Source organism: Planobispora longispora, assembly GCF_016863135.1.
Lineage (GTDB): Bacteria > Actinomycetota > Actinomycetes > Streptosporangiales > Streptosporangiaceae > Planobispora > Planobispora longispora.
This window is the reverse complement of record NZ_BOOH01000067.1, coordinates 34,600-58,188: the sequence shown is the minus strand read 5'-3', so window position 1 is coordinate 58,188 and position 23,589 is coordinate 34,600. Positions and strand designations below refer to the sequence as shown.

At 70.8% G+C, this 23,589-nt stretch carries 25 protein-coding genes; 18 read left to right on the top strand and 7 right to left on the bottom strand.

The features are described from left to right. Positions 1-70 precede the first annotated feature (70 nt). From Plo01_RS36970 to Plo01_RS36920, 11 genes are all read left to right on the top strand, one after another. Positions 71-352 carry a flagellar FlbD family protein gene (locus tag Plo01_RS36970; RefSeq protein WP_203895439.1) on the top strand — a complete coding sequence of 94 codons (282 nt, stop codon included), beginning with the start codon at positions 71-73 and terminating at the stop codon, positions 350-352. After that, positions 353-1,135 (top strand): motility protein A, encoded by a 783-nt coding sequence (locus Plo01_RS36965; RefSeq protein ID WP_203895438.1) that lies wholly within the window; start codon positions 353-355, stop codon positions 1,133-1,135. Further along, positions 1,135-2,037: an OmpA/MotB family protein gene (locus Plo01_RS36960; protein ID WP_203895437.1), complete on the top strand. Its 903-nt coding sequence runs from the start codon at positions 1,135-1,137 to the stop codon at positions 2,035-2,037. The genes Plo01_RS36965 and Plo01_RS36960 overlap by 1 nt, the downstream gene beginning before the upstream one ends. A gap of 19 nt (positions 2,038-2,056) precedes the next feature. Then, complete coding sequence (locus tag Plo01_RS36955; protein ID WP_203895436.1) at positions 2,057-2,524, top strand: flagellar basal body-associated FliL family protein; 468 nt, start codon at positions 2,057-2,059, stop codon at positions 2,522-2,524. Positions 2,525-2,838: 314 nt separating this feature from the next. Continuing rightward, on the top strand, positions 2,839-3,750 hold the full coding sequence (locus tag Plo01_RS36950) for a flagellar motor switch protein FliM (RefSeq protein ID WP_203895435.1): 912 nt from the start codon (positions 2,839-2,841) through the stop codon (positions 3,748-3,750). Next, positions 3,750-4,475 (top strand): flagellar motor switch protein FliN, encoded by a 726-nt coding sequence (gene fliN / locus Plo01_RS36945; protein WP_203895434.1) that lies wholly within the window; start codon positions 3,750-3,752, stop codon positions 4,473-4,475. The genes Plo01_RS36950 and fliN overlap by 1 nt, the downstream gene beginning before the upstream one ends. Before the next feature lie 53 nt (positions 4,476-4,528). Next, positions 4,529-4,972: a flagellar biosynthetic protein FliO gene (gene fliO, locus Plo01_RS36940; RefSeq protein WP_203895433.1), complete on the top strand. Its 444-nt coding sequence runs from the start codon at positions 4,529-4,531 to the stop codon at positions 4,970-4,972. 3 nt (positions 4,973-4,975) lie between these two features. After that, entirely contained in the window at positions 4,976-5,863 is an 888-nt protein-coding gene (fliP, locus tag Plo01_RS36935; protein ID WP_203895432.1) for a flagellar type III secretion system pore protein FliP, read from the top strand. 10 nt (positions 5,864-5,873) lie between these two features. Next, entirely contained in the window at positions 5,874-6,149 is a 276-nt protein-coding gene (gene fliQ / locus Plo01_RS36930; RefSeq protein WP_203895431.1) for a flagellar biosynthesis protein FliQ, read from the top strand. Positions 6,150-6,153: 4 nt separating this feature from the next. Further along, positions 6,154-6,918 (top strand): flagellar biosynthetic protein FliR, encoded by a 765-nt coding sequence (locus tag Plo01_RS36925; protein ID WP_203895430.1) that lies wholly within the window; start codon positions 6,154-6,156, stop codon positions 6,916-6,918. Beyond that, complete coding sequence (locus Plo01_RS36920) at positions 6,915-7,994, top strand: EscU/YscU/HrcU family type III secretion system export apparatus switch protein (RefSeq protein ID WP_203895429.1); 1,080 nt, start codon at positions 6,915-6,917, stop codon at positions 7,992-7,994. The genes Plo01_RS36925 and Plo01_RS36920 overlap by 4 nt, the downstream gene beginning before the upstream one ends. Positions 7,995-8,074: 80 nt before the next feature. On the opposite strand, the gene Plo01_RS36915 is transcribed toward Plo01_RS36920, so the two are convergent. After that, positions 8,075-8,668 (bottom strand): helix-turn-helix domain-containing protein, encoded by a 594-nt coding sequence (locus Plo01_RS36915; protein ID WP_203895463.1) that lies wholly within the window; start codon positions 8,666-8,668, stop codon positions 8,075-8,077. Between the two features lie 91 nt (positions 8,669-8,759). On the opposite strand from Plo01_RS36915, the gene Plo01_RS36910 reads away from it, so the two are divergent. Then, entirely contained in the window at positions 8,760-9,758 is a 999-nt protein-coding gene (locus Plo01_RS36910; RefSeq protein WP_239317811.1) for an NAD(P)/FAD-dependent oxidoreductase, read from the top strand. 175 nt (positions 9,759-9,933) lie between these two features. Next, positions 9,934-10,293 (top strand): hypothetical protein, encoded by a 360-nt coding sequence (locus Plo01_RS36905; RefSeq protein ID WP_203895428.1) that lies wholly within the window; start codon positions 9,934-9,936, stop codon positions 10,291-10,293. Positions 10,294-10,423: 130 nt separating this feature from the next. On the opposite strand, the gene Plo01_RS36900 is transcribed toward Plo01_RS36905, so the two are convergent. From Plo01_RS36900 to Plo01_RS36885, 4 genes are all read right to left on the bottom strand, one after another. After that, on the bottom strand, positions 10,424-11,071 hold the full coding sequence (locus Plo01_RS36900) for a CHAP domain-containing protein (protein ID WP_203895427.1): 648 nt from the start codon (positions 11,069-11,071) through the stop codon (positions 10,424-10,426). Positions 11,072-11,291: 220 nt separating this feature from the next. Beyond that, complete coding sequence (locus tag Plo01_RS36895) at positions 11,292-13,685, bottom strand: ATP-binding cassette domain-containing protein (RefSeq protein WP_203895426.1); 2,394 nt, start codon at positions 13,683-13,685, stop codon at positions 11,292-11,294. Between the two features lie 111 nt (positions 13,686-13,796). Next, positions 13,797-14,207 carry a VOC family protein gene (locus tag Plo01_RS36890; RefSeq protein WP_203895425.1) on the bottom strand — a complete coding sequence of 137 codons (411 nt, stop codon included), beginning with the start codon at positions 14,205-14,207 and terminating at the stop codon, positions 13,797-13,799. 5 nt (positions 14,208-14,212) lie between these two features. Further along, positions 14,213-14,662, bottom strand: coding sequence for a helix-turn-helix transcriptional regulator (locus Plo01_RS36885; RefSeq protein ID WP_203895424.1), 450 nt, complete (start codon positions 14,660-14,662; stop codon positions 14,213-14,215). A gap of 170 nt (positions 14,663-14,832) precedes the next feature. Here Plo01_RS36885 and Plo01_RS36880 point away from each other — a divergent pair, with 170 nt between their 5' ends. Then, the gene (locus Plo01_RS36880) at positions 14,833-15,075 is read left to right on the top strand and encodes a hypothetical protein (protein WP_141703763.1); all 243 of its coding nucleotides are present in this window, start codon (positions 14,833-14,835) and stop codon (positions 15,073-15,075) included. Between the two features lie 399 nt (positions 15,076-15,474). Next, a complete protein-coding gene (locus Plo01_RS36875) occupies positions 15,475-16,548 on the top strand; it encodes a hypothetical protein (RefSeq protein WP_203895423.1) in 1,074 nt (357 codons plus the stop codon). Between the two features lie 116 nt (positions 16,549-16,664). Here Plo01_RS36875 and Plo01_RS36870 read toward each other — a convergent pair whose 3' ends face one another. Both Plo01_RS36870 and Plo01_RS36865 read right to left on the bottom strand, forming a co-directional pair. Then, positions 16,665-16,901: a hypothetical protein gene (locus Plo01_RS36870; RefSeq protein ID WP_203895422.1), complete on the bottom strand. Its 237-nt coding sequence runs from the start codon at positions 16,899-16,901 to the stop codon at positions 16,665-16,667. A gap of 193 nt (positions 16,902-17,094) precedes the next feature. Then, positions 17,095-18,684, bottom strand: a complete 1,590-nt coding sequence (locus tag Plo01_RS36865) for a S8 family peptidase (protein WP_203895421.1) — start codon at positions 18,682-18,684, stop codon at positions 17,095-17,097. 298 nt (positions 18,685-18,982) lie between these two features. Between Plo01_RS36865 and Plo01_RS36860 the strand changes: the two genes are divergently transcribed. From Plo01_RS36860 to Plo01_RS36850, 3 genes are all read left to right on the top strand, one after another. Beyond that, positions 18,983-21,313 carry a chemotaxis protein CheW gene (locus Plo01_RS36860; protein WP_203895420.1) on the top strand — a complete coding sequence of 777 codons (2,331 nt, stop codon included), beginning with the start codon at positions 18,983-18,985 and terminating at the stop codon, positions 21,311-21,313. A gap of 2 nt (positions 21,314-21,315) precedes the next feature. Next, positions 21,316-21,768, top strand: coding sequence for a chemotaxis protein CheW (locus Plo01_RS36855; protein ID WP_203895419.1), 453 nt, complete (start codon positions 21,316-21,318; stop codon positions 21,766-21,768). A 251-nt stretch (positions 21,769-22,019) separates the two neighbouring features. After that, positions 22,020-23,486, top strand: coding sequence for a GGDEF domain-containing protein (locus Plo01_RS36850; RefSeq protein ID WP_203895418.1), 1,467 nt, complete (start codon positions 22,020-22,022; stop codon positions 23,484-23,486). The last annotated feature ends 103 nt before the right edge of the window (positions 23,487-23,589 follow it).

Genomic DNA, 23,589 nt, shown 5'->3' with positions numbered 1-23,589 from the left:
ACGGCCGATGGGGAAAACAGTGCGGTTCGGGACGGGCCGCCGCCCGCTGACGACTCGAAGGATGAACCCGGTGATACTTCTTACGCGTCTCAACGGGCCGGAGTTCGCGTTGAACCCGGACCTGATCGAACGAGCCGACCAGACTCCCGACACGGTGATCACCCTCGTGGACGGGACCAAGTACATCATCTCCGAGTCGCTGAGCGAGTTCATGTCGATCGTGCGCCGTTACCGCGCCGACCTGATCGCCGACGCGGAGATCCTCGTCTCCTCGGGCACGCACCGTCCGCCCACCGCGCCCACCGACTCCGACCAGGCGCGTGTTGTCCGTCTTCACCGGCAGGAGCGATAAATGGATCCGGCAACCCTGGCGGGTATCGGCATCGCCGTCGCCTCCATGCTGGCGATGATGCTGCTCGAGGGCGCCGACCCGATGTCCATCATGCTGCCGGCCCCGCTCATCCTGGTCTTCGGCGGCACCTTCGGCGTCGCGATGGCCGGTGGCGTCCTGCGGGACAGCCTCGGCATCGGCAAGCAGATCCAGCGCGCCATCAAGTCCAAGCCGGTGCCCAGCAACGAGCTGGTCGACTCGATCGTCAAGCTCGCCGAGCGCGCCCGCCGTGAGGGCCTGCTGGCCCTGGAGGACGCGATCAAGGAGGTGGAGGAGCCCTTCCTCCGCCGCGGCCTGGAGCTGGCCATCGACGGCACCGACCCCGAGGAGCTCCGGGAGATCCTGGAGGGCGAGGTCGAGGCCAAGCGCAAGGCCGACAAGTCCGGCGCCAAGATCTTCACCGACATGGGCGGCTACGCCCCCACGATCGGCATCATCGGCACCGTCATCAGCCTCGTGCTGGTGCTGGAGAACCTCAGCGACCCCTCGAAGCTCGGCCACATGATCGGCGCCGCGTTCGTCGCCACCCTGTGGGGCGTGTTCAGCGCCAACGTGATCTGGCTGCCCATCGGCAACCGGCTCAAGCGGCTCAGCGAGCTGGAGTGCGCCCAGATGGAGCTCACCATCGAGGGCATCTCCAACATCCAGGCCGGCACCAACCCGCGCCTGGTCTCGCAGAAGCTCAAGAGCCTGCTCCCGCCGGGTGAGGCCGAGGACAAGGCCGCGGAGAAGAAGGCGGCCTGATGAGCACCAAGCCCCACCGCCACAAAAAACACAAACACGAGGAGCACGAGGAGCATCCCGACGAGCGCTGGCTGGTCACCTACGGCGACATGCTCACCGTGCTGATGGCCCTGTTCATCGTGCTGTTCGCGATGAGCCAGGTCGACCAGAACAAGTTCAACGCGCTCAAGGCGAGCCTGTCGATGGCCTTCGGCGAGCCCTCCGTCACCTTCACCGCGCCCGGCAGCGCCGTGGCCGGTGAGGCCGGCGGGGAGGAGTCCTCCTTCACCGACGTCTCCAACCCGGCGACCAAGGAGCAGAAGGAGGAGGCCGAGAAGCAGGCCCGCTCCGCCCTCGCCGCCCTCGACCGGGCCAGGGCCTCCGCCCGCGCGAAGAACGCGGAGAAGGAAGTCCAGAAGTTCGACCGGATCAAGAAGAAGATCCAGGACGCGCTGGCCAAGCAGAAGTCCGCCGACAGCGTGCAGTTCCGCGTCGACGAGCGCGGCCTGGTCGTCACCGTCGTCACCAGCTCCGTGGTGTTCGGCAACAACAGCGCCACGCTGCTGTCGGACGGCAGGAAGATCATCGACGCGATCGCTCCGGCGCTGCGCAGCGAGACCAACAAGCTCGAGGTCGACGGGCACACCAACTGGCTGCCGGTGACGTCGGGTCCGTACCCGTCGAACTGGGAGCTGTCGACCGCCCGCGCCTCCACGGTGGTCCGCAGGCTGATCACCAGGGGCATCCCGGCCGGCCGGGTCAACGCCTCCGGCTACGCCGACCAGCGCCCGCTGTACCCCGACACCGACCCGCGGTCGGTGTCGCTGAACCGCCGCGTCGAGGTGGTCGTCCTGTCCGACCTCGACTCCCAGACCAAGGCACTGCTGCCCGCCGCCGCGGGTCAGTCCAGCACGAGCAACTGACACCCACCGGGAGAACACCATGGCCACCGCAACGCTGAAGGCCGCGCCCGACGCCGGGGAGGCGGAGGGCGGCAAGAAGAAGTCGAAGATGAAGCTGTTCATCATCGCCGGCGCCGTCCTCGTCCTCGCGGGCGCCGCGGCCGCCTACTTCCTGCTCTTCGCCGGCGGCGGGGAGGAGGCGGCGGCGGAGGAGCCCAAGCCGGAGCCCGGCGCGGTCGCCGCCCTGGAGGCGATCACCATCAACCTGGCCGACGGGCACTTCCTGAAGCTGAAGCTGGCCTTGCAGGCGACCGCCGAGGTCCACGAGGCGCCGGACGGCAGCAAGGCCCTGGACCTGGCCATCGACCACTACAGCAACAAGCCGGTGGACGAGCTGTCGTCGGACAAGGCCCGCAACCTGTCCAAGCAGGAGCTGCTGAAGAAGGTCGAGAAGGCCTACGACGGCCAGATCATGGACATCTACTTCACCGAGTTCGTGATGCAGTAGCGCTCACCGCGCCCGGCGTGACCGCTCCGGGCCGTCTCGTACGGCCCGGAGCCCGCCCACGCCCAGACCCCCCACCGGGCCGCCCCGCCGGCCCCGCATGACCAGCCAGACCGCCGTATCCGGGCGAGAGGAGACGAAGAACAGACAACCGAACAGCGGCGAGGGATGCCGGTGGGCGCCCCTGCGGAGACGGGCCCTCGTAACGAGGTGAACCCGATTTCTGGCATTTCCTCATATGGGATGAGGCGGCGCCGATGGGTGTTCTCGTGAGTCAGACGCAAGCTTTCGCCCCGACGCATCGCCTGCTTGGACGCGTGTCCCGACGGGCGAAGAACTCTGAACCGCACCCCTATGACTTCCGCCGTCCGATCAAGCTCTCGCGTGAGCACACCCGCACGCTCCAGATCGCGTACGAGACGTTCGCCCGGCAGTACACGACGCTGCTCACCTCCACGCTGCGCGTCGTCTCCCAGGTCTCCCTGGTCTCCATTCAGCAGCTCACCTACGACGAGTACATCTCCGGCCTGGCCAACCCGACGATCGTCGCGACGCTGACCCTCGACCCGCTGCCCGGCGCCGCCATCATGGAGTTCTCGCTGAGCACCGCGATGGCCAGCATCGACCACATGCTCGGTGGTCCCGGCGGCCCGCAGATCGAGCGCCCGCTGACCGACATGGAGCTCCCGCTCCTGCGGGACCTGCTCAACCGGGTCCTGGACGAGATGCACTACGCCTTCGAGTCCATCGCCGACTTCCGGCCCATGCTCGGCGCCATCGACTACAACCCGCAGTTCGTCCAGGCGGCCGCCCCGGCCGACGCCGTCATCGTCGCCTCCTTCGAAATGCACGTGGGCAGCGAAGAGTGCATCATGACGTTCTGCCTGCCGTTCACCTCGATCTTCCCCAAGCTCCAGGGCAACGACAACGACGTCACCCTCAGCGACTCCCAGCGCAGGACGCGCGAGGAGGCCCACCGCAACATGGTGGCGGCGCTCGGGACCACCCCCATCGAGGTGTCGGTCCGGTTCGACTCCGTCGAGCTCCGCCCCGAGCAGATCGTCCGTCTCGAACCGGGTGACGTCGTTCCGCTCAGCCACGCCGTCACCGCGCCGCTCGCGGTGACCGCCGCGGACATCGTCTTCGCCCACGCAGTGCCCGGCAGCCAGGGCCCGCGCCTGGCCTGCCTCGTCGTGCCCACGCCGCTGAACGAAACGGAAAACCAGTAATGACCACGATCACCGTCGCCCCGCGCGTGGGGCTCGCGCTCGACGCGGCCGAGGCCGCCCTGGCCCTGCTGCCCGCCGGTGGTTCCCTGGAGGTCGGCACGCCCGTCGCGACCGTCCCGGCCGGCCTCCCCGAGGGCCAGGCCGTGTGCGCCCGCTTCTCCGGCGCCACCCAGGGAGAGGTCGCGGTCGTCGTCGGCCAGGACCTCGTCGACGCCCTGAAGCAGAGCCCGCTCGGCGAGCTCGACCTGGCCAAGGCCGTGCAGCCCGCCCTGGAGGCGGCGGCGCGGGTCATGGGCCCGGTCGTCCTGGACCCCGCCCAGGCCGTCGAGACCCAGGTCGGCCTGGGCGCGCTCGCCAACCGCGGCGAGGCCATGTTCGTGCCGCTGCTGGAGGACGGCGTCGTGCGCGCCGTCGTCGCCCTGGTGGCGAACCCGTGGCCGGCCCCCCAGGCCGCGGCCTCCACCCCGGCCCGCAAGGGCGGCCTGGAGATGCTGCACGGCGTCGAGATGAGCGTCACCGCCGAGCTCGGCCGCACCCGGATGACCATCCGCGAGCTGCTGTCGCTGTCGCCCGGCGCCGTGGTCGAGCTCGACCGCGCCGCGGGCAGCCCGGTGGACCTGCTGGTCAACGGCCGTCTGATCGCCCGCGGCGAGGTCGTGGTCATCGACGAGAACTTCGGCATCCGCATCACCGAGATCGTCCCGCCCACGGCAGAGCGCTCCTGACGGGAGCCCCTCCCGCCCGACCGAGACAGCCTCCGCGAAGGAACAGCCTGAAAATGATCGAGACCGTTCTGAGAATCACGTTCTCGCTCCTGGTCGTCCTGCTCCTGGTGTGGGGGCTGTCGAAGGTCGCCCGCAAACCCCTGGCCGGCCGCGGCGGCGGACACCTGTCGGTGATCGCCCGTCAGCAGCTGAGCCGCAACTCCTCGGTGGCCATCGTCCGCGTGGTGGACCGCGCCCTGGTGCTCGGCGTCACCGACGGCCAGGTCACCCTCCTGACGGAGACGGAGCTCGACGCGGTCGAGGAATCCCGCGAACAGGCCGTGGAACGCATCGCCGTCCCCCTGACGGACGTCCTCCCGGCAGCCGACTCCTCTCCGGCTGCCGAGGAGGCGACCCCCGAGCGGGCCGCGCTGACCGGCCCCCTGGCAGGCTCCGCCCTGTCGCTCCAGACCTGGAAGACCGCCCTGGAAACGCTGCGCGAACGGACGGCTCGCTAACTCATGAAGCGCATCTTCAGCCTGGCCGTGGTCGGCCTGGCTACCTTCGGCACGCTCGCGCTCGGCTCGGCCTCGGCCTCCGCCGCCACCCAGCCGGCCTCGGTCTCGGCCTCCACGACCACCACGGCCGCCTCCGCCGCCACGGCCCTCCAGGGCACCGTCTCCGCCCCGCTGGCCTCCCCGAAGCCCGACACCAAGGGCCCGAAGGGCCCGACCGGTCCCGGCGTCGACGACATCACCATCGACCTGAACGGCGTCAACGGCAAGCCGAGCCAGTCGATCGTCCTGATGCTGGGCCTGACGGTCCTGTCCGTCGCCCCGGCGATCCTGCTCCTGTGCACCAGCTTCACCAAGATCTTCGTGGTGCTGAGCATCACCCGCAACGCGCTCGGCCTGTCCAACGTCCCGCCCAACCAGGTGCTGGCCGGACTGGCGATCTTCATCAGCCTGTTCATCATGGGCCCGGTCGCCTCGCAGGTGAACGACAACGCCATCCAGCCCTACCTCAAGGGCGAGAAGAGCGTCTCCGAGGCCGTCGCGGCGGCCGAGCCGTCGGTGCGCGAGTTCCTGACCAAGCACACCCGCAAGGACGACCTGGCGCTGTTCACCAAGGTCTCCGGGAGCGCGAAGCCGGCCAACGCCCAGGCCGTGCCGATGACCACCCTGATCCCGGCGTTCGTCCTGTCGGAGCTGCGCGCCGCCTTCATCATCGGGTTTGTCATCTATGTACCTTTCCTCATCATCGACCTGGTCATATCCGCGGCCCTGATGTCGATGGGAATGATGATGCTCCCGCCGGTCACGGTGGCGATGCCCTTCAAGCTCCTTCTCTTCGTACTCGTCAACGGCTGGGGACTGATCGTGACGTCCCTGGTCGGAAGCTACCAGTGAGGATCTGTTAGTGACCGACACCCAGGTGCTGCACATCGGCACTCAGGCCATGGTTCTCGCCACCAAACTCGCGGCCCCCATCCTGATCACCGCCCTGCTCATCGGGTTCGCGATCTCCCTGTTCCAGTCGGTGACCCAGATCCAGGAAGCCACGCTGTCCTTCGTGCCGAAGGCCGCCGGCATCGCCGTGGCCCTGCTGTTCAGCGGCAACTGGATGCTGCACGAGCTGATGTCGTTCACCACGAACCTGTTCGGCCAGGTGCCGCAGCTCATCCACGGCGGCTGAGCCCATGACGGGATTGCTGTCCTCTCCCACCCTGGCGGCCCTGCTGCTGGCCTCGATCCGGGCCGCGGCCTGGCTGCTGATCAGCCCCCCGTTCAACTCCAAGGCGATCCCCAGCACGGTCAAGGCCCTCCTGGCCGTCGCGATCGCCCTGCCCATGGCCCCCCAGCTGGCCGGACAGCTTCCCGAGATCACCGCCGCCACCATGCTGATCGGCGCCATCGAGCAGGTCGTCGCGGGCGTGGCCCTCGGCTTCCTGACCTCTCTGGTCTTCGCCGCCGTGCAGGCCGCCGGCGACCTCCTCGACATCTTCGGCGGCTTCTCCCTGGCCACCGCCTTCGACCCGCTGTCGATGGCCGCCAGCTCGGTGTTCGGCAAGTTCTACCAGATGCTCTGCACCACCCTGCTGCTGGTCAGCGGCGCCTACCAGTTCGTCCTGCTGGGCTTCACCAAGACCTACGCCGCGCTCCCGCTGAACGGCACGTTCTCGCTGGAGAACCTCAGCGAGCTGATCACCGGCGGCATGGCCGACCTGTTCGTGGCCACCCTGCAGATCGCCGGCCCGATCATCGCGGTGCTGTTCTGCGCCGACCTCGCGCTCGGCCTGCTCAGCAAGGCCGCCCCGGCCCTGAACGCCTTCTCCCTCGGATTCCCCGTGAAGATCTTCCTCACCCTGGCCCTGGCCGGCATCGGCATCTCGGTGCTGCCCGGCGTCATCGACGGGCTGACCGACCGCGCCGTACGACTGATGATGGAGGGGGCCGGGGCATGAGCGGCGGTGGAGAGAAGACCGAAGAGCCAACAGCCAAAAAGAAGAAGGACGCCCAGAAAGAGGGGCAAGTCCCCCAGAGTCCTGACTTCGGGGCGTGGGCGTCGATGCTGGCGGCCGGCCTGCTGCTGCCCATGGTCCTGGAGAACTCCGTGGCGGCCGGCAAGCGCATCATGCTGCAGCTCGGGGAGATCGTCCGCGACCCCGACCCCCGGATGGGCCTCGACCTGCTCGTCACGGGCCTGAAGGACGGCATGCTGGCGATCGCGCCGCTCGCCGCCGCCACCGTGGTGATCACCCTCGCCGCCGCGGGCGGCCAGACCGGCCTCAAGCCCGCCAGCAAGCTGTTCAAGCCGCAGTTCAAGAAGCTCAACCCGCTGTCCGGCCTGAAGCGGATGTTCGGCGGCCAGGCGCTGTGGGAGAGCGTCAAGGCCGTGCTGAAGACCGCGGTGCTGACCGGCGTCGCCTACATGGCCATCAGCGACCTGATCCCGCTCCTGATGTCCTCCGGCTCCCTGCCCCTGGGCATGCTGCTGTCCACCGCCGCCGACTCGATCCTGTCGCTGATGCGCTTCGCGGGCGCCGCCGGCGTCGCGCTGGCGGCCGCCGACTACGCGATGGCGCGCCGCCGCATCGGCAAGCAGCTGAAGATGACCAAGCAGGAGGTCAAGGAGGAGCACAAGCGCAGCGAGGGCGACCCGCACGTCAAGGCCCAGATCCGCGCCCGCCAGCAGGCGATGAGCCGCAACCGGATGATGGCCGACGTCCCCAAGGCCGACGTGATCCTCGTCAACCCCACCCACGTCGCCGTCGCCCTGCGCTACGACCCCGAGAAGGGCGCCCCCCGGGTGGTCGCCAAGGGCGCCGGCGCCGTCGCCGCCAAGATCCGCGAGCTCGCCTCCGAGAACCGCATCCCGATGGTGCAGGACGTCCCGCTGGCCCGCGCGCTGTACAAGAGCTGCGAGATCGGCCACGAGATCCCGGCGGAGATGTACGGCGCGGTCGCCAAGGTGCTGGCCTTCGTCATGACCCTGAAGGCCAAGGGCTCGGCCGCCGGCTTCCACCGCCTCGCCGCCTGAGCCGCGCCGCGCGCCGGCCGGGCGGCCGGGAAGGACCGCCGGTCATCGCCCGGCGATGATCCGGCGGCCGGACGGCACGCTCAAGAGGCGTCCTTCGCCTTGGGGCGGGCGCGCAGGTGCGCGCGCTCGCCCTGCCTGCCGAACAGGCTGAGGAACTCGACCGGCTCGCTGTCGGCGGCGCCGAACCAGTGCGGCACCCGGGTGTCGAACTCGGCCGCCTCACCGGGTGAGAGCACCAGATCGTGCTCGCCGAGGATGAACCGGAGCCGCCCGTTGAGGACGTAGAGCCATTCGTAGCCCTCGTGGGTCTTCGGGTCGGGATCCCTGCGGCGGCTGTCGGGCGGAATAACGATCTTGTAGGCCTGGATGCCGCCGGACCGGCGGGTCAGGGGCAGCATGATCATGCCGTTCTGGGTGACCGGGCGCAGGTGGACGCGGGGGTCGCCGGTGGGCGGGGCGTCGACGAGCTCGTCGAGCGTGACGCCGTGGACCCTGGCCAGGGGGAGCAGGAGCTCCAGAGTCGGCCGGCGGGTGCCGGACTCCAGCCGGGACAGGGTGCTCACCGAGATGCCGGTCGCCGCCGACAGGTCGGCCAGCGTGGTCTCCCGCTGCCGGCGCAGGGCGCGCAGCCGGGGCCCGACCGCGTCGAGCGCCGGGCCGAGGTCGTCATCCATGCGGTCGTCCATGCCGCTAGTTTGCCACATTGGCAATGATGTTTGCCCTATTGGCGAGTTTTCCCGCATTGTGGCCGCGGAGGTGGTCACAGTGACCGAACAGCTGGAGAACAGCTATGACGTGGTGGTCGTCGGCGGTGGCGCCGCGGGGCTGAACGGGGCGCTGATGCTGGGGCGGGTGCGGCGGTCGGTGGTGGTGATCGACGCGGGCGCCCCGCGCAACGCCCCCGCCGCGGGCGTGCACGGGCTGCTGGCCCACGACGGGACGCCCCCGGCCGAGCTGCTGGAACGCGGCCGGCAGGAGGTCCGCCGCTACGGCGGCCACGTGGTGCGCGGCGAGGTCGGCGCCGTGGCCCGCGACGACGACGGCGACGGCGGCGGCGGGTTCACGGTGACGCTGACCGACGGCCGGACGGTCAGCGCGCGCCGGCTGCTGGTGACCACCGGACTGGTCGACGAGCTGCCGGACGTCCCCGGACTGCGCGACCGCTGGGGCCGGGACGTGATGCACTGCCCGTACTGCCACGGATGGGAGGCCCGCGACCGGGCCATCGGCGTGCTGGCCGGCGGGCCGATGTCGGTGCACCAGGCGCTGTTGTTCCGGCAGCTGAGCGCCGATGTCACGTTCTTCTCCCACACCGCGGCCCCGCCGGCCGGCGAGGCGGCCGAGCAGCTGGCCGCCCGCGGCATCCGCGTGGTGGAGGGCGAGGTGACGGCCCTGGAGATCGCCGGGGACCGCCTCACGGGAGTACGGCTGAGCGACGGCACGGTGGTCGGCCGCCAGGTGCTGGTCGTCTCCTCGCGGATGGTGGCGCGCACCGGATTCCTGGAGGGGATCGGGCTGCGGCCGGCGCAGCATCCGAGCGGGGCCGGGGAGCACATCCCCTCCGACGCGACCGGCCGCACCGACGTGCCCGGGGTGTGGGTGGCGGGCAACGTCACCGACCTGTCCGCCCAGGTCGGCGCCTCCGCCGCCGCGGGCGCCCTCGCAGGGGCCCACATCAACGCCGACCTGATCGCCGAGGAGACCCGCCAGGCGGTCGCCGCCCACCGCGACTCCCTCCCGGCCGGGTCCGCGGCGCGCGTCTGAGAAGAGGCGCCGTTCCGGCGGGTGAGCCGGGAGGAAACCGTTGTGCCCAAAGAATCGGGCAAGGCATTCTGGGAAGAGCGTTACCGCGGCCATACCGCGATCCGCCGCGGACGGCCCCGCCCCGGGGCGCCGTCCTGGCGGCCCCGATCCGGCCGCCCGAGTCCCAGGAGCCCCGATGTACCCGGCCGTTCCCCCGCCCTCCGCCCACGTCCACGAGAACGCGGCCTGGGCCCGCTACCTGCTGGCGGTCAACTCCCCGCGGGCGGCGCAGGCGATGCGGGACCGGGAGATGGAACGGCGCCGCCGGCGCCCCCGCCCCCGCGACAGCGACCACTGGAAGCTGACGGACACCCTGGCGCGGACCGCCCTGGAGCTGTCCCGGCCGCCGGCGGAGAACTGGATGCCGCCGGCGGACGAGGAGGAGGAAGTGGACGCCCGGACGGCCGCCCTGGCCAGGGCGCGGACCAGGGCGCGGATGGAACGGGCGACGCGGGCCGCGGAAGGCCCGCGCGGCGGCGGGCGGCCGCGTCCGTGAGGACGCCGCCGGGCGTGCCCACGGGCCGCCGGCGGCCGCCCGCGCGGGCCGTACACGCGAGGAGACGGCACGCGAGAAAGGGGCACGGCGCTCGGCGCCGTGCCCCTTCTCTCACGTTCCTACTGCGGGCTCAGGAGGTGTACTGCGGGTAGCCGTACCCGACGACCTGCGACGTCGGCCGCACCCGCTGCTCGACCTTGCCGTTGCCGGTGTTGCCCTCGATCGTGGTGATCGTGCCGTCGCCGTTGTCCTTCTTGACGAAGCCGACGTGATCGATCCCGGACAGGTCGCTGCCGCCGTCCCAGTCGAAGTAGACGACCGCGCCCGGCTTGGCCTCGGCGCCCCAGCGGTTGTTGTTCTGGAACCACTCGGCGTGGGTGACGGTGTAGGCGTCCCAGCCGACGGTGGGCCGCAGGCCGACCTGCTCGCCGACCCAGGAGACGAACATCGCGCACCAGGGGGCGTTGGCGTAGGCGCCCACGGCGCCGCCGTCGCGGGCGACGGTCTCCTTGGCCCGCGCGGAGTCCATGTACCAGGAGTGGAACTTGGTGCCGCCGCCGTCCGCGTTCTCGGCGGTGCCGACCTGCTTCTCGGCCACCTGCAGCAGCTGGTCCGCGCTCACCTTGGGAAGCGTCTCGGCCGAGGGGCGCGCCTGGTCGGCGGGGGTCTCGGCGTGGGCGGCGCCGCCGAAGGCGACGGTCGCGGCGGTGGCGGCGGCCAGGCCCAGGGTGGCGGTCAGGACACGGGTGCGGGTGGTGAAGCCGGTGGCGAAGGTCATCAAGCGGCATCCTTTGTACGGCGACAGGACTCCGGCGGTGAGTCCCGCGAGCGGGATCCGGTGCCGGTGAAGACCCTGCGCTAGCGGCCTTCGACATCCAGTAAGCCGTCCGGGCGTAGCGGGAGAAGTGCTCGAAAGGTGCAGCTGAGTTGCCGCGATGACGAATCGCTAAGCCCGTGGCCAAGGCCCGGCTGAAGCCGGGGCCCTGGCCCCGCCGCCCTCAGGCGCCGACGTAGGCCGCCAGGTGCTCGCCGGTGAGGGTGGAGCGGGCCGCGACGAGATCGGCGGGCGTGCCCTCGAAGACGATCCGGCCGCCGTCGTGACCGGCGCCCGGACCGAGATCGATGATCCAGTCCGCGTGCGCCATGACCGCCTGGTGGTGCTCGATGACGATGACCGACTTGCCGGAGTCGACCAGCCGGTCCAGCAGGCCCAGCAGCTGCTCGACGTCGGCCAGGTGCAGGCCGGTGGTCGGCTCGTCCAGGACGTAGACGCCGCCCTTCGCGCCCATGTGGGTGGCCAGCTTGAGCCGCTGCCGCTCGCCGCCGGACAACGTGGTGAGCGGCTGGCCGATGCCGAGGTAGCCGAGCCCGACGTCGGCGAGCCGCGCGAGGACGGCGTGCGCGGCCGGTGTGCGCGCCTCCCCGGCGCCGAAGAACTCCTCGGCCTCGGTCACCGACATCGCGAGCACCTCGCTGATGTCGCGGCCGCCCAGACGGTAGTCCAGCACCGCCGCCTGGAACCGCTTGCCCTCGCACTCCTCGCAGGTGGTGGAGACGCCGGCCATCATCGCCAGATCGGTGTAGATGACGCCGGAGCCGTTGCAGACGGGACAGGCCCCCTCGGAGTTGGCGCTGAACAGCGCCGGCTTCACGCCGTTGGCCTTCGCGAACGCCTTGCGGATCGGATCGAGCAGCCCGGTGTACGTCGCCGGATTGCTCCGCCGCGAGCCGCGGATCGCGCCCTGGTCGATCGAGACCACGCCCGCGCCGGCGGGGATCGACCCGTGGATGAGCGAGCTCTTGCCCGAGCCGGCGACCCCGGTGACGACGGTGAGCACCCCGAGCGGGACGTCGACGTCGACGCCGCACAGGTTGTTCGCCGTCGCGCCGCGGATCTCCAGCGCGCCGGCGGGCTCGCGCACCGTCTCCTTGAGGGCGGCCCGGTCGTCGAGATGGCGGCCGGTGACGGTGCCGCTGGCCCGCAGCCCCTCGAGGGTGCCCTCGAAGCAGACCGCGCCGCCCGCCGTACCGGCGCCGGGACCCAGATCGACGACGTGGTCGGCGATGGCGATCGTCTCCGGCTTGTGCTCCACGACGAGCACCGTGTTGCCCTTGTCCCGCAACCGCAGCAGCAGGTTGTTCATCCGCTGGATGTCATGGGGGTGCAGGCCCGCGGTGGGCTCGTCGAAGACGTAGGTGGTGTCGGTGAGCGAGGAGCCCAGGTGGCGGATCATCTTGACGCGCTGCGCCTCACCCCCCGACAGCGTGCCCGACGGCCGCTCCAGCGAGAGATAGCCCAGCCCGATCTCCACGAACGAGTCGAGCGTCTGCCGCAGCGAGGCCAGCAGCGGCGCCACCGACGGCTCGTCGAGGACGCGGACCCACTCGGCCAGATCCCTGATCTCCATCGCGCACGCGTCGGCGATGCTGATCCCCTCGACCTTCGACGACCGGGCCGCCTCGCCGAGCCGGGTGCCGTCGCACTCGGGACAGGTGGTGAAGGTGACCGCCCGGTCCACGAACTCCCGGATGTGCGGCTGCATCGCCTCCCGGTCCTTGGACAGGAAGGACTTGTGGATCTTCGGGATCAGCCCCTCGTAGGTGAGGTTCACCCCCTCGACCTTCACCTTGGTCGGCTCCCGGTAGAGGAAGTCGTGCATCTCCTTCTTCGTGAACTTGCGGATCGGCTTGTCCGGGTCGAGGAAACCGGACTCGGCGTAGATCCGCACCGTCCACCAGCTGTCCGACTTCCACCCGGGGATGGTGAACGCGCCCTCGGCGATCGACTTGGAGTCGTCGTAGAGCTGGGTGAGATCGATGTCGGAGACCGCGCCCCGCCCCTCGCAGCGCGCGCACATGCCGCCGGTGCGGGTGAAGGTCTCCTTCACCGTCTTGGTGGCGGCGCCGCGCTCGACCGTGATCGCGCCGCTCGCCCGGACCGAGGGGACGTTGAAGGCGAACGCGCTGGGCGGGCCGATGTACGGCCGCCCGAGCCGGCTGAAGAGGATGCGCAGCATCGCGTTGGCGTCGGTGGCGGTGCCGACGGTGGAGCGGGGATCGGCGCCCATCCGCTGCTGGTCGACGATGATCGCGGTCGTCAGCCCCTCGAGCACGTCGACCTCGGGCCGCGCCAGCGTCGGCATGAACCCCTGCACGAAGGCGCTGTAGGTCTCATTGATCAGCCGCTGCGACTCCGCGGCGATCGTGTCGAACACCAGCGAGCTCTTGCCCGAACCGGAGACACCGGTGAACACCGTCAGCCGGCGCTTGGGGATCTCGATGCTGACGTCCTTGAGATTGTTCACGCGCGCGCCGTGCACGCGGATCCAATCGTGGCTGTCGGCGACGTGCTCCGCAGACGACTGCGCGTGCGTCCTCGCGGCCTTGCTCATCCGTGTCTCCATGTGTGTCGGGGCGCCTGCCGGGCGGCAGCGCCCGCGCCGGCGTCGCGCGCGGGCTCCGCGGAACCGCCCGCGCGGGTCGTCATGCGGGAGCCGTACGGCTCAGTCTCGTTCCTGGATGCGGATCAGGTTCCCCGCGGGATCGCGGACGGCGCAGTCGCGGACGCCGTACGGCTGCCTGGTCGGCTCCTGGACGATCTCGGCGTCACCGGCCTGCAGCCGCTCGAAGGCGCCGTCGAGGTCGGCGGTGGCCAAGACGATGCCGGCGAAGGTGCCCTTGGCCATCATCTCGGCGATGGTGCGGCGCTCGTCGTCGGTGATCCCCGGATCGCCGGCGGGCGGCTGCAGGACGATGGAGACGTCGGGCTGGCCGGCCGGGCCGACCGTGATCCAGCGCATCCCGTCGTATCCGACGTCGTTGCGGACCTCGAAACCCAGGGCGTCGCGGTAGAAGGCCAGGGAGGCCTCCGGATCGTCGTGCGGCAGGAAGCTCGCGTGAATGCTGAGGTTCATGACGATCACGCTAGCCGCGGCCTTCCGGCGGGTGCTTCTCGATTCCTGACGGGTCTGGTCACCTGCTTGGCCACGCACGAGGGCATCCCCGCCGTCGCGCGCGCCGCCTGACGCCGGTAGGTGCTGGGCGGCACGCCGACCAGCTCGGTGAAGCGGGTGCTGAAGGTGCCCAGCGACGAGCAGCCGACCGCGAAGCAGACCTCGGTGACGCTGAGGTCGCCGCGGCGCAGCAGCGCCATCGCGCGCTCGATGCGCCGCGTCATCAGATAGGCGTACGGCGACTCGCCGTAGGCGCGCCGGAACTCGCGGCTGAGATGCCCGGCCGACATGTTCGCGCCGCGCGCGAGGGCCTCGACGTCCAGCGGCTGCGCGTACTCCCGGTCGATCCGGTCGCGGACGCGGCGCAGTCGCGCGAGGTCGCGCAGGTGCTGCGCCGCGGCGGGACTGCTGGTCATCTCAAGATCGTGTCATGTCACGCCGGAGTTGCCTAGGCCGCGACGCCCCGGATGCCCCCGGCACCCCTTTGAGCAGGGAGCATCCAGAACAGGTAACTCTCTGAATATTTTTCGCGACTCGCCGTGACAGCTGCTGGATCGTTGAATCGGCAAATCGGTATAACGGCCTCATGAGTGGTAGCAAGCGCGGACCTGACCCCAAGTGGGGGCCGGTGAAGCAGCACCCCCTGCGGGTGCCCGTTGAGCTTCTCGGCGACATCAAGACTCTCGCCCAGCAACGCGGATGCTCGGTGAACGAATACATCGTCAGGGTGCTCGCCCGCGAGCACGACTTCGTTCTGGCCCCGCCGCCGCGCGCGGCGACGCAGGACCCGCTCCCGCTCATCGAGGGGCGACAGGGAGCCGCGGCATGAACATCGCGATTCTCCCGCGAAGGAGGAGCTCCAGGCGTTAATCTCAATCGCCGTCGGTCGGCGACCTCATAAACGCGGAAGCCCCCGCGCTGTTGGCCTGAGAAACCTCGCGCGAGGGACTTCCCCCAAACCACAGGACAGTGCTGTTCCGCAGTGACATCAGGTCGTGCCGACTGCGCCTTTGACATGCGCTGTTCCATGGAACTTCTGGAGACCACCATAGACGACAGGTCCCCGGGTCGGCCACCTACACGCGAAAATCGCCCCTTCCGCGTGTCCCGACCCGCCTCACGCGATATCAGCCTTCGTAAGGCTGCGCCTGTTTTCCATAAAAGCAGCCCTAAATGTGCGCCAGCCGAGGTAATGGCGGGCGCCTCCATTCCGGACACCCTCGTCCCGGTGCACACCCTGGTGCTCTGGCTGCACCTCATCCAGGCCCATCCCGCCGCCGCCGGCCGCCGCGCCGACTGGTGGCGCAACACCACCGCCGTGGTCTGGCAGCTGATCCTGCACACCGGCCCCGACATGGTCACCTCGCCGCGCAAGGGCGCCACCTGGGCGCTGCTGGCCGCCAAGGCCGGGGTGTCGCGCAGGACCCTCGCCGACCGGCTGCGCTGGCTCAGGGAGATCGGCGCGCTCTTCACGCTCGTCTCCGGCTCGACCCCGCGCTACCGCCCCGGCTGCCGGGGCGGCCGCGTCGACGACGGGCTCGGCAACCTCGCCGCCCAGTACGTCCTCACCGCGCCCCAGGCCGTCCTGGACGCCATGGACCCCGAGGAGCTGGAGCGGCTGACCGCCATGCCCCACCCCGCCCCCGGGGCCCTCACCGAGGAGCTCTGGCAGGACGTCCCGTGGCCGGTGGAAGTACTTCCTGTGGAGGTAACTCGCACCCCAAGTGTTTCCATGGTTGCTCTAAGTGATAACACGAGCCCCGTATACGCGCGCGAGGAGAGCGGACAGAACGGGACATCACCCGCGACACCCGAGCGAACCTGGCCAAGCACCGTAACGCCGGAAACAAAGCCGCAAATGCTCGAAGCCTGCCGGAGGCTCCGCGAAGACGTCCACGTCCTGCGGAGAATCTCCCCGAAGCACCTGAGATCGCTGCTACGGTCGGCGTTGATCGCCGGGGCGACCGTCAGCGACGTCAAGCACATGCTCAACGTCCAGCCGGACGGACGACCGTGGGGCTACACCGACGAGCCGCGCTGGCTGCCGGGCTGGATCCGCTACCGCCTGGCGGCGTGGATCGACGAGTCGGGAGCGCTCCTGGCGCAGCTGCCGTCCCAGGCCGTGGCGGAGGCCAACCGCCGCCGGCTGCGGGAGCAGTCCGAGCGGGCCGAACAGCGGGCCGAGGCCGAAAGGAACCGGGCGGCGCCCGATCCGGCGCTGCTGGCGTCGCTGAGGCGCAGGCTGGAGGCCGTACGGCGCGGCGCGGGCCGTGCGGGCGGCGCCGAGGGGAGAGTCGCCTAGCCCGGCTCAGGGGTGTTGTGCGACCTACGCTTCTTTACATTGTAAAGGCGGGTGGAAGGCACAACACACGACCGTCTCCGGCCGCGCCATCGCTGGGGATCGGAAGAAGCCGCAGGTCAGGCGTACAGGGCGCCGACGACGGAGCTCGCCCAGCGCATGCGCTCGCAGACGAACTCGGGGTGCTCGCCGAACTCCTGGGCCAGGGCCGCGGCGCAGCCGGCCTCGCCGCCGTGCTTGTCCATCGCCGTCAGGATGGCGGTCTCGGCGGTCTCGCGGTCCAGGTAGACCCCGGCCGAGACGGGTGCGAGGGCGAGAGCCTCGGCTCGGACGGTGTTGTTGATTTCGATGCTCATCGGAACGTCATCTCCTCGTCCGTCAGGCGGCCGGGCTGGTGGGTCCGGCGCTTGGATTCCATTGGATGTGGCGTGGGTCTCACTGCCGGTAGCGCTTGGGGTGCCGGACGGTTGCATCCGGTGTGGTTGGTGCGCCCGGGGCCCCGCGGGGCATCGCCGAAGGCCCCGGGCACGATGCGGGGTGGTGCGGCGGTCAGGGGAACCGCACGCTCCACGTGTCCAGGTAGCCGTTGCTCCGCATCGGCAGGAGGGTGCGCACGCGCAGCTTCCAGGCGCCGTCGAGGGTGCGGCCGGTGACGGGGACGGTGTAGGTGGCGTCGAGGTCGGCGCCGCGGTCGCGCAGGTTGAGCTTGCGCAGCAGGACCGTCCTGCCGCCGGGCAGGACCAGGTCGATCACGAGGTCGGCGCGGCTGGCGCGCTTGATCGCGACGGTGACGGTGGCGGTGTCGGCGCCGCCGGTCATGCCGCTGACGGTCAGCTCGCTGCCGGCGGGGCGGTGCCATCGTTTGTCGAGCGGGACGTCGATGTCGTTGACGAAGTGGGTGTCGGTCGGCGGCTCGGGGTCTTCGACCGGGGGCTCGGGGACCTCTTCGGTGCCGGTGTAGGCCAGGAGGTTGGGTGAGCCGGTGCCGGCGTTCTGGATGATCGCGGGGGTGGCGGCGCCGGTCAGCGCCTGGGCGACCTGTGCCGGGGTGGCGGTGGGGGTGGTGGCCAGGTGCAGGGCGGCGGCTCCGGCGACGTGCGGGGCCGCCATGGAGGTGCCGCTGATGGTGCCGGTGGCGGTGTCGCCGGTGCTCCAGGCGGAGGTGATGTTCGCGCCGGGGGCGAACAGGTCCAGGCAGCGGCCGTAGTTGGAGAAGGAGGCCCGGGTGTCGCCGCTGGTGGTGGCGCCGACGGTGAGGGCTTCGGGGACGCGGGCCGGGGAGGCGGTGCAGGCGTCGCGGGCGCTGTTGCCGGCGGCGACGACGTAGGTGACGCCGGCGGCGACGGAGCGGCGGACGGCGTCGTCGAGGGCGGTGCTGGCGCCGCCGCCGAGGCTCATGTTGGCGACGGAGGGGCCGGTGGCGTTCTGGGTGACCCAGTCGACGCCGGCGATGACGCCGGACAGGGAGCCGCTGCCGTTGCAGCCGAGGACGCGGACGGGGTGCAGGTCGGCGCCTTTGGCGACGCCCCAGGTCTGGCCGGCGATGGTGGCGGCGACGTGGGTGCCGTGGCCGTTGCAGTCGTTGGTCCCGTTGCCGTCGCCGACGGTGTCGACGCCGCCGGTGACGCGGCCGCCGAAGTCGGTGTGGCTGGAGCGGATGCCGGTGTCGATGACGTAGACGTCGACGCCGGCGGCGGTCGAGGGGTAGGTGTAGGCGCCGTCGAGGCCGGCGGCGCGCTGGTCGAGGCGGTCCAGGCCCCAGGTGGGGTCGTTCTGGACGTCGGTGGCGCGGATGACGGCGTCCTGTTCGACGTAGGCGACGGAGGGGTCGCCGGCCAGGAGGCGGGCCTGGGTTTCGGAGGCTCGTACGGTGAAGCCCTTGAGTCCGCCGGCGAAGGTGCGGGAGACCTTGCCGCCGCGGCGGGTGGTGAGGGTTCCGGCCTGTTTGCGGACGGCGGTCGCGGTGGTGGCGGTGCCGTTCTTGAGGACCACGATGTAGTGGCCGGAGATGAGCTGTCCCGCCGGTTTGCGGACGGTGCCGGGTTTGGGGGCGGGGGCGGGGGCGGCCGCGGCGCTCGCCGTCGTGGCCGCGGCGGTTCCGCCGAGGAGGGCGAAGGACAGCAGGCCGGCGGTGGTCATCGCGCGGAGCGTTCTGTGTGGTCGACGCGCGGCGGTACGGAGCATCGTCTGTCCCTTCCGTGGTGCCCGGGTGCTCCCCGTGTGCGGCGTCCTTGCCGCTTCGGGCGACGGGTGCTGAGCGCGTCCGTCGCGGGCTGGAGCTGGAAGCTCGATGTCTTCGCATCGGCAGGGCGGGGGCGGGACTGAGGGAAACGGGTGTCCGGGATGTGGGGTTCGTCCCGGGTTTCGCAGAGTTCCTCAGGTGATGCGGGCGATCGCCGATGAAGGGGCTGCCTTATAAGAGAGGGAGAGGAACGTCGTGGACGAGTTGGGCGACATCATCCAGGAGTTCCTGGTCGAGAGCCACGAGAACCTGGATCAGTTGGACCGGGACTTGGTGGCTCTGGAGCAGGATCCGGGCTCCCGGGAGATGCTCTCCAGCATTTTCCGGACAATCCACACCATTAAGGGCACGAGTGGCTTCCTGGCGTTCCACCGCCTCGAGACGCTGACCCACGCGGGCGAGTCCCTGCTGTCCCGCCTGCGCGACGGCGCGCAGCGGATGAACCCGGCCAGCGCGGACGCTCTGCTGGCCATGGTGGACACCGTACGCAAGCTGCTGGAGTCCATCGAGGAGACCGGCGGCGAGGGCGACGTCGACGTCGAGACGGTCATCGCGATGGTGACGGCCTGCATCGAGGACCCGTCGGCGCCCAAGCCGGAGCCGGCCGCGCCGCAGGCCGCGCCCGCGGCGGAGGCCAAGCCGGCGAAGTCCGCCAAGCCCCGGACCGCGAAGGCCAAGGCCGAGCCGGAGGCCGTCGAGGACGCCCCCGCCGAGACCCCGGCGGAGACCCCGGTCGAGGAGCCCGCCGAGGCCCCGAAGAAGCCCGTCGAGGCCCCGGCCGCCGAGGCCCCGAAGAAGCCGGCGCCGCGGGAGTCCGCGACCGAGGAGACCGGCCAGAACACCAAGCGCAGCATCGCCGACAGCTCCATCCGCGTCGACGTCGACCTGCTCGACACGCTGATGCGGCTGGTCGGTGAGCTGGTGCTGACCCGCAACCAGATCGTCCGGGGCGTGAGCGAGATCTCCGACCCGGTGCTGGCCCGCACCACCCAGCGGCTCAACCTCATCACCAGCGAGCTGCAGGAGAGCGTCATGAAGACGCGTATGCAGCCCATCGACCACATCTGGTCGAAGCTGCCGCGCGTCGTGCGCGACCTGAGCGGCGCGCTCGGCAAGCAGGTGGCGCTGGCGATGGAGGGCAAGGAGACCGAGCTCGACCGGAGCCTGCTGGAGGCCGTCAAGGACCCGCTGACGCACCTGGTGCGCAACGCGGTGGACCACGGCATCGAGACCGTCGAGGAGCGCGTCGCCAAGGGCAAGCCCGGCCAGGGCACCCTGACCCTGCGCGCCTACCACGAGGGCGGCCACGTCATCGTCGAGATCAAGGACGACGGCGCGGGCATCGACGTCGAGCGGGTGGCGCAGACGGCGCTGGACCGCGGCGTCGTCACGCGCGACCAGCTCGCCCGGATGGAGTCGCGCGAGATCATCAGCCTGGTCTTCCGGCCCGGCTTCTCCACCGCCAAGAAGGTCACCAACGTCTCCGGCCGCGGTGTCGGCATGGACGTGGTGAAGACCAACATCGAGCAGATCGGCGGCGCCGTCGACGTCGACTCGACGCTGGGCAAGGGCACGACCTGGCGGCTGACCATCCCGCTCACCCTGGCGATCATCCAGGCCCTGACCGTGGAGTGCGGCGCCGAGCGTTACGCCATCCCGCAGGTGGGCGTGGACGAGCTGGTGTTCGTCGACGGCCAGTCCGGCCAGGCGATCGAGCACGTGTCGGGCGCGCCGGTCTACCGGCTGCGCGGCAAGCTGCTCCCGCTGGTCCGCCTGGACGAGACGCTGGGGCTGCCGGTGCGCAACAGCGACCGCGACGTCTACATCGCGGTGCTGCAGGCCGACGGCCGCCGCTTCGGCCTGGTGGTGGACCGCGTCCTCAACACCGAGGAGATCGTGGTCAAGCCGCTGACCGGCCGGATGAAGGACGTCGGCGTGTACGCCGGCGCCACCATCGTCGGTGACGGCAAGGTCGCCCTCATCCTCGACATCCCGTCGCTGGCCCGCCGCTCGCACCTGGCCGCCGAGGCCGCCGAGCGGGCGCAGCTGGACCAGGTCGACAACCGTCCCCGCGGCGGCGACATCGAGCGCCTGCTCATCGCCGGCATCGGCGAGCGCCGCGTGGCGATCCCGCTGGACATGGTCACCCGCCTGGAAGAGTTCCCGGTCGAGCGCATCGAGCGGGTCGGCAGCCGGGAGGTCGTGCAGTACCGCGACCACATCCTGCCGGTCATCCGCCTGGCCTCGCTGCTGGGCTGCTACGACGTGCAGGAGGGCGAGACGGTGCCGGCGGTGGTCTACACCGAGCGGGGCCGCAGCGTCGCCCTGGTCGTCGAGCAGATCGTCGACATCGTCGAGGACCACATCGAGGCCCGCAGCGACCTCGACGACGACGGCCTGACCGGCTCGGCCGTGATCCAGCAGCGCGTCACCGAACTGCTGGACGTGCGCCGCGCGATCCTCGCCGCCGACCCGCGGTTCTATACAGAAATGTCCGAAATCACCGACTCGATGGTGGGAGCCTGACAATGCCCAGCCGCCAGTACGCCACCTTCGAGGTGGCCGACCAGCTGTTCGGGGTGGACGTGGCCCAGGTGCAGGAGGTCCTGCGCTTCCACGAGTACACCCGCGTCCCGCTCGCGCCGACCTCGGTCGGCGGCCTGTTCAACCTGCGCGGTCAGGTCATCGCCGCGGTGGACCTGCGGGTCCAGCTCGGCCTGCCGCCGCGGGACCTGAACGTCCCGGCGATGAACGTGATCGTCTCGGTCGACGACGAGTGGGTCAGCCTGCTCGTGGACCGGATCGGCGAGGTCATCGAACTCGACGACGAGGCGTTCGAGCCGCCGCCGGACACCCTGGCCGGCGCCTACCGCAACCTCATCGTGGGCACCTTCAAGCTTCAGGACCGCCTGATGCTCGCCCTGGACGCGCGCCGCGCGGCCGACACGACCGTTCCGGTCCCGGTCGGCCAGCACGCCTGACAGGCACGGCCCGCGCGCCGAGCCTGAGCGCTCGGAGACGACGGGGCGCGGAGCACCGCACAGGTGCCCCGCGCCCCGTTCGCCGTTCCCGGCCCCGGGCGGGCCGGGCCGGGCATGCGTGGGAACGCTCTCGGCGTCGGGAGACGTCCTCACGCAGCGGTGACGGGGAGAAAATCGTTGATCACCGACGGCGTCGGGGCATCCTCGCAGAAACGACTCATTTCATACGGTCATTGTCCGATCACAGGAATATGACCGCTCTACGCACTTGGTGGCTCGTGGTGGCCGCGGCGCTGGCCGGTGTCGTCATCACGATGACGATCGGCACCCTGACCGGTGAGATCGTCTACTTCGGCTGCTACGCCGTCGTGTGCATCGCCGCCTGGTGGGCGGCGCTGCGCCCGGTCGCGGGTTCCGGCGCCCGCGCCGACCGGCGGCCCTGGCTGCTGATCGCCCTGGGGCAGACGCTCCTGCTGCTCGGCGATGCGGTGATGACGGTCTTCTTCTACTTCCTGCCGGAGGCGAGTCCCGTCGGCTGGATGGACGTCCCGTGGCTCGGCGGGTACGCCGCGATCGGCGCCGGGCTGATGATCATGGCCCGGCGGCGGGCCCGCGGGCAGCTGCGCGAGCCGCTGCTGGACATGCTCACCCTGACCACCGCCGCGACGCTCGGCCTGTGGCGGGTCATGATCGATCCGGAACTGACGGCGAGCGGCGGGCAGTACACCGCGGAGATCCTGCTGGACGCCTCCTACATGGTCGGCGACGTGCTGATCATGGCGGCGGTGCTGCTGCTGGTGCTGTCGCCGGGCGTCCGCGGCGTCCCCACCCGGTTGATGATCGTGGCCGGCTTCGGCCGGCTCGTCGCCGACATCGGGCGCGTGATGTGGCAGTACGAGGCGATCGTCATGTTCGTCAGCGGGGTCATCTTCTTCGCCAACGCGTTGATGGTGATCACCATGATGCGGTCCGACCGCGAGGAGCTGGTCCGCCCCGGCCGCCGGACCCGCACCCTGCACCCGGCCCGTATCGTCTTCCTCGGCCTCGCCCTGCTGACCGCTCCGGCCATCGCCGTGGCCGAGGGCTCGGGCTCCGGCGGCGAGCGCCTGGCCCTGCTGATCGCCACCGTCGCGGCCAGCGGCTTCGTGCTGACCCGCTTCACCGTCGCGGTGCGCCAGCAGGAGCGCGCCGAGCAGCTGCTCACCTACCAGGCCTCCTACGACCCGCTCACCGGCCTGGCCAACCGGCGCACCATCCTGTCCCGCCTGGAGGAGTCCGTCGCCGGCGACGTCCTGCTCTACCTGGACCTGGACGGCTTCAAGGCGGTCAACGACACCCACGGCCACGAGGCCGGCGACGCCCTGCTCGTCGAGATCGGCAACCGGCTGAGCGGCGCCGTCCGCGACGGGGACCTGGTGGCGCGGCTCGGCGGCGACGAGTTCGCCCTGCTGTGCCCGGGCCCCGCGGACGTCTCCGAGATCACCGCCCTGGCCGAGCGGCTGCTGGCCGTCGTCACCGAACCGGTCGGCTACCACGGCCACGAGCTGCGCGTGGGCACCAGCATCGGCATCGCCGTCCACGCCGGGGGCGTCACCTCCCCCGGCGACCTGATCCGCGCCGCCGACGTCGCCATGTACCAGGCCAAGCGCGGCGGCCGCGGCCGCTGGGTCCTGGCCGGCCCCACCCCGGGCGGCGCCTCCCTGGCCCTGGCCGGCTGACGCGCGTCCCGTCCCGCCGAAAAAAGGGGGGCGGGAACATCCGGCGGGAGACGTCGGTTATCTCTCTCCGTGGACGGTGTGCCCGTGTCCCCGGGCCTCACCT

Bases quoted from the DNA above. Each gene is read 5' to 3' on its own strand.
- Plo01_RS36965 (WP_203895438.1), top strand. From the start codon at position 353: ATGGATCCGGCAACCCTGGCGGGTATCGGCATCGCCGTCGCCTCCATG.
- Plo01_RS36960 (WP_203895437.1), top strand. From the start codon at position 1,135: ATGAGCACCAAGCCCCACCGCCACAAAAAACACAAACACGAGGAGCAC.
- Plo01_RS36955 (WP_203895436.1), top strand. From the start codon at position 2,057: ATGGCCACCGCAACGCTGAAGGCCGCGCCCGACGCCGGGGAGGCGGAG.
- fliN (WP_203895434.1), top strand. From the start codon at position 3,750: ATGACCACGATCACCGTCGCCCCGCGCGTGGGGCTCGCGCTCGACGCG.
- fliO (WP_203895433.1), top strand. From the start codon at position 4,529: ATGATCGAGACCGTTCTGAGAATCACGTTCTCGCTCCTGGTCGTCCTG.
- fliP (WP_203895432.1), top strand. From the start codon at position 4,976: ATGAAGCGCATCTTCAGCCTGGCCGTGGTCGGCCTGGCTACCTTCGGC.
- Plo01_RS36925 (WP_203895430.1), top strand. From the start codon at position 6,154: ATGACGGGATTGCTGTCCTCTCCCACCCTGGCGGCCCTGCTGCTGGCC.
- Plo01_RS36920 (WP_203895429.1), top strand. From the start codon at position 6,915: ATGAGCGGCGGTGGAGAGAAGACCGAAGAGCCAACAGCCAAAAAGAAG.
- Plo01_RS36915 (WP_203895463.1), bottom strand. From the start codon at position 8,668: ATGGATGACGACCTCGGCCCGGCGCTCGACGCGGTCGGGCCCCGGCTG.
- Plo01_RS36905 (WP_203895428.1), top strand. From the start codon at position 9,934: ATGTACCCGGCCGTTCCCCCGCCCTCCGCCCACGTCCACGAGAACGCG.
- Plo01_RS36900 (WP_203895427.1), bottom strand. From the start codon at position 11,071: ATGACCTTCGCCACCGGCTTCACCACCCGCACCCGTGTCCTGACCGCC.
- Plo01_RS36895 (WP_203895426.1), bottom strand. From the start codon at position 13,685: ATGAGCAAGGCCGCGAGGACGCACGCGCAGTCGTCTGCGGAGCACGTC.
- Plo01_RS36890 (WP_203895425.1), bottom strand. From the start codon at position 14,207: ATGAACCTCAGCATTCACGCGAGCTTCCTGCCGCACGACGATCCGGAG.
- Plo01_RS36885 (WP_203895424.1), bottom strand. From the start codon at position 14,662: ATGACCAGCAGTCCCGCCGCGGCGCAGCACCTGCGCGACCTCGCGCGA.
- Plo01_RS36880 (WP_141703763.1), top strand. From the start codon at position 14,833: ATGAGTGGTAGCAAGCGCGGACCTGACCCCAAGTGGGGGCCGGTGAAG.
- Plo01_RS36870 (WP_203895422.1), bottom strand. From the start codon at position 16,901: ATGAGCATCGAAATCAACAACACCGTCCGAGCCGAGGCTCTCGCCCTC.
- Plo01_RS36865 (WP_203895421.1), bottom strand. From the start codon at position 18,684: ATGACCACCGCCGGCCTGCTGTCCTTCGCCCTCCTCGGCGGAACCGCC.
- Plo01_RS36855 (WP_203895419.1), top strand. From the start codon at position 21,316: ATGCCCAGCCGCCAGTACGCCACCTTCGAGGTGGCCGACCAGCTGTTC.
- Plo01_RS36850 (WP_203895418.1), top strand. From the start codon at position 22,020: ATGACCGCTCTACGCACTTGGTGGCTCGTGGTGGCCGCGGCGCTGGCC.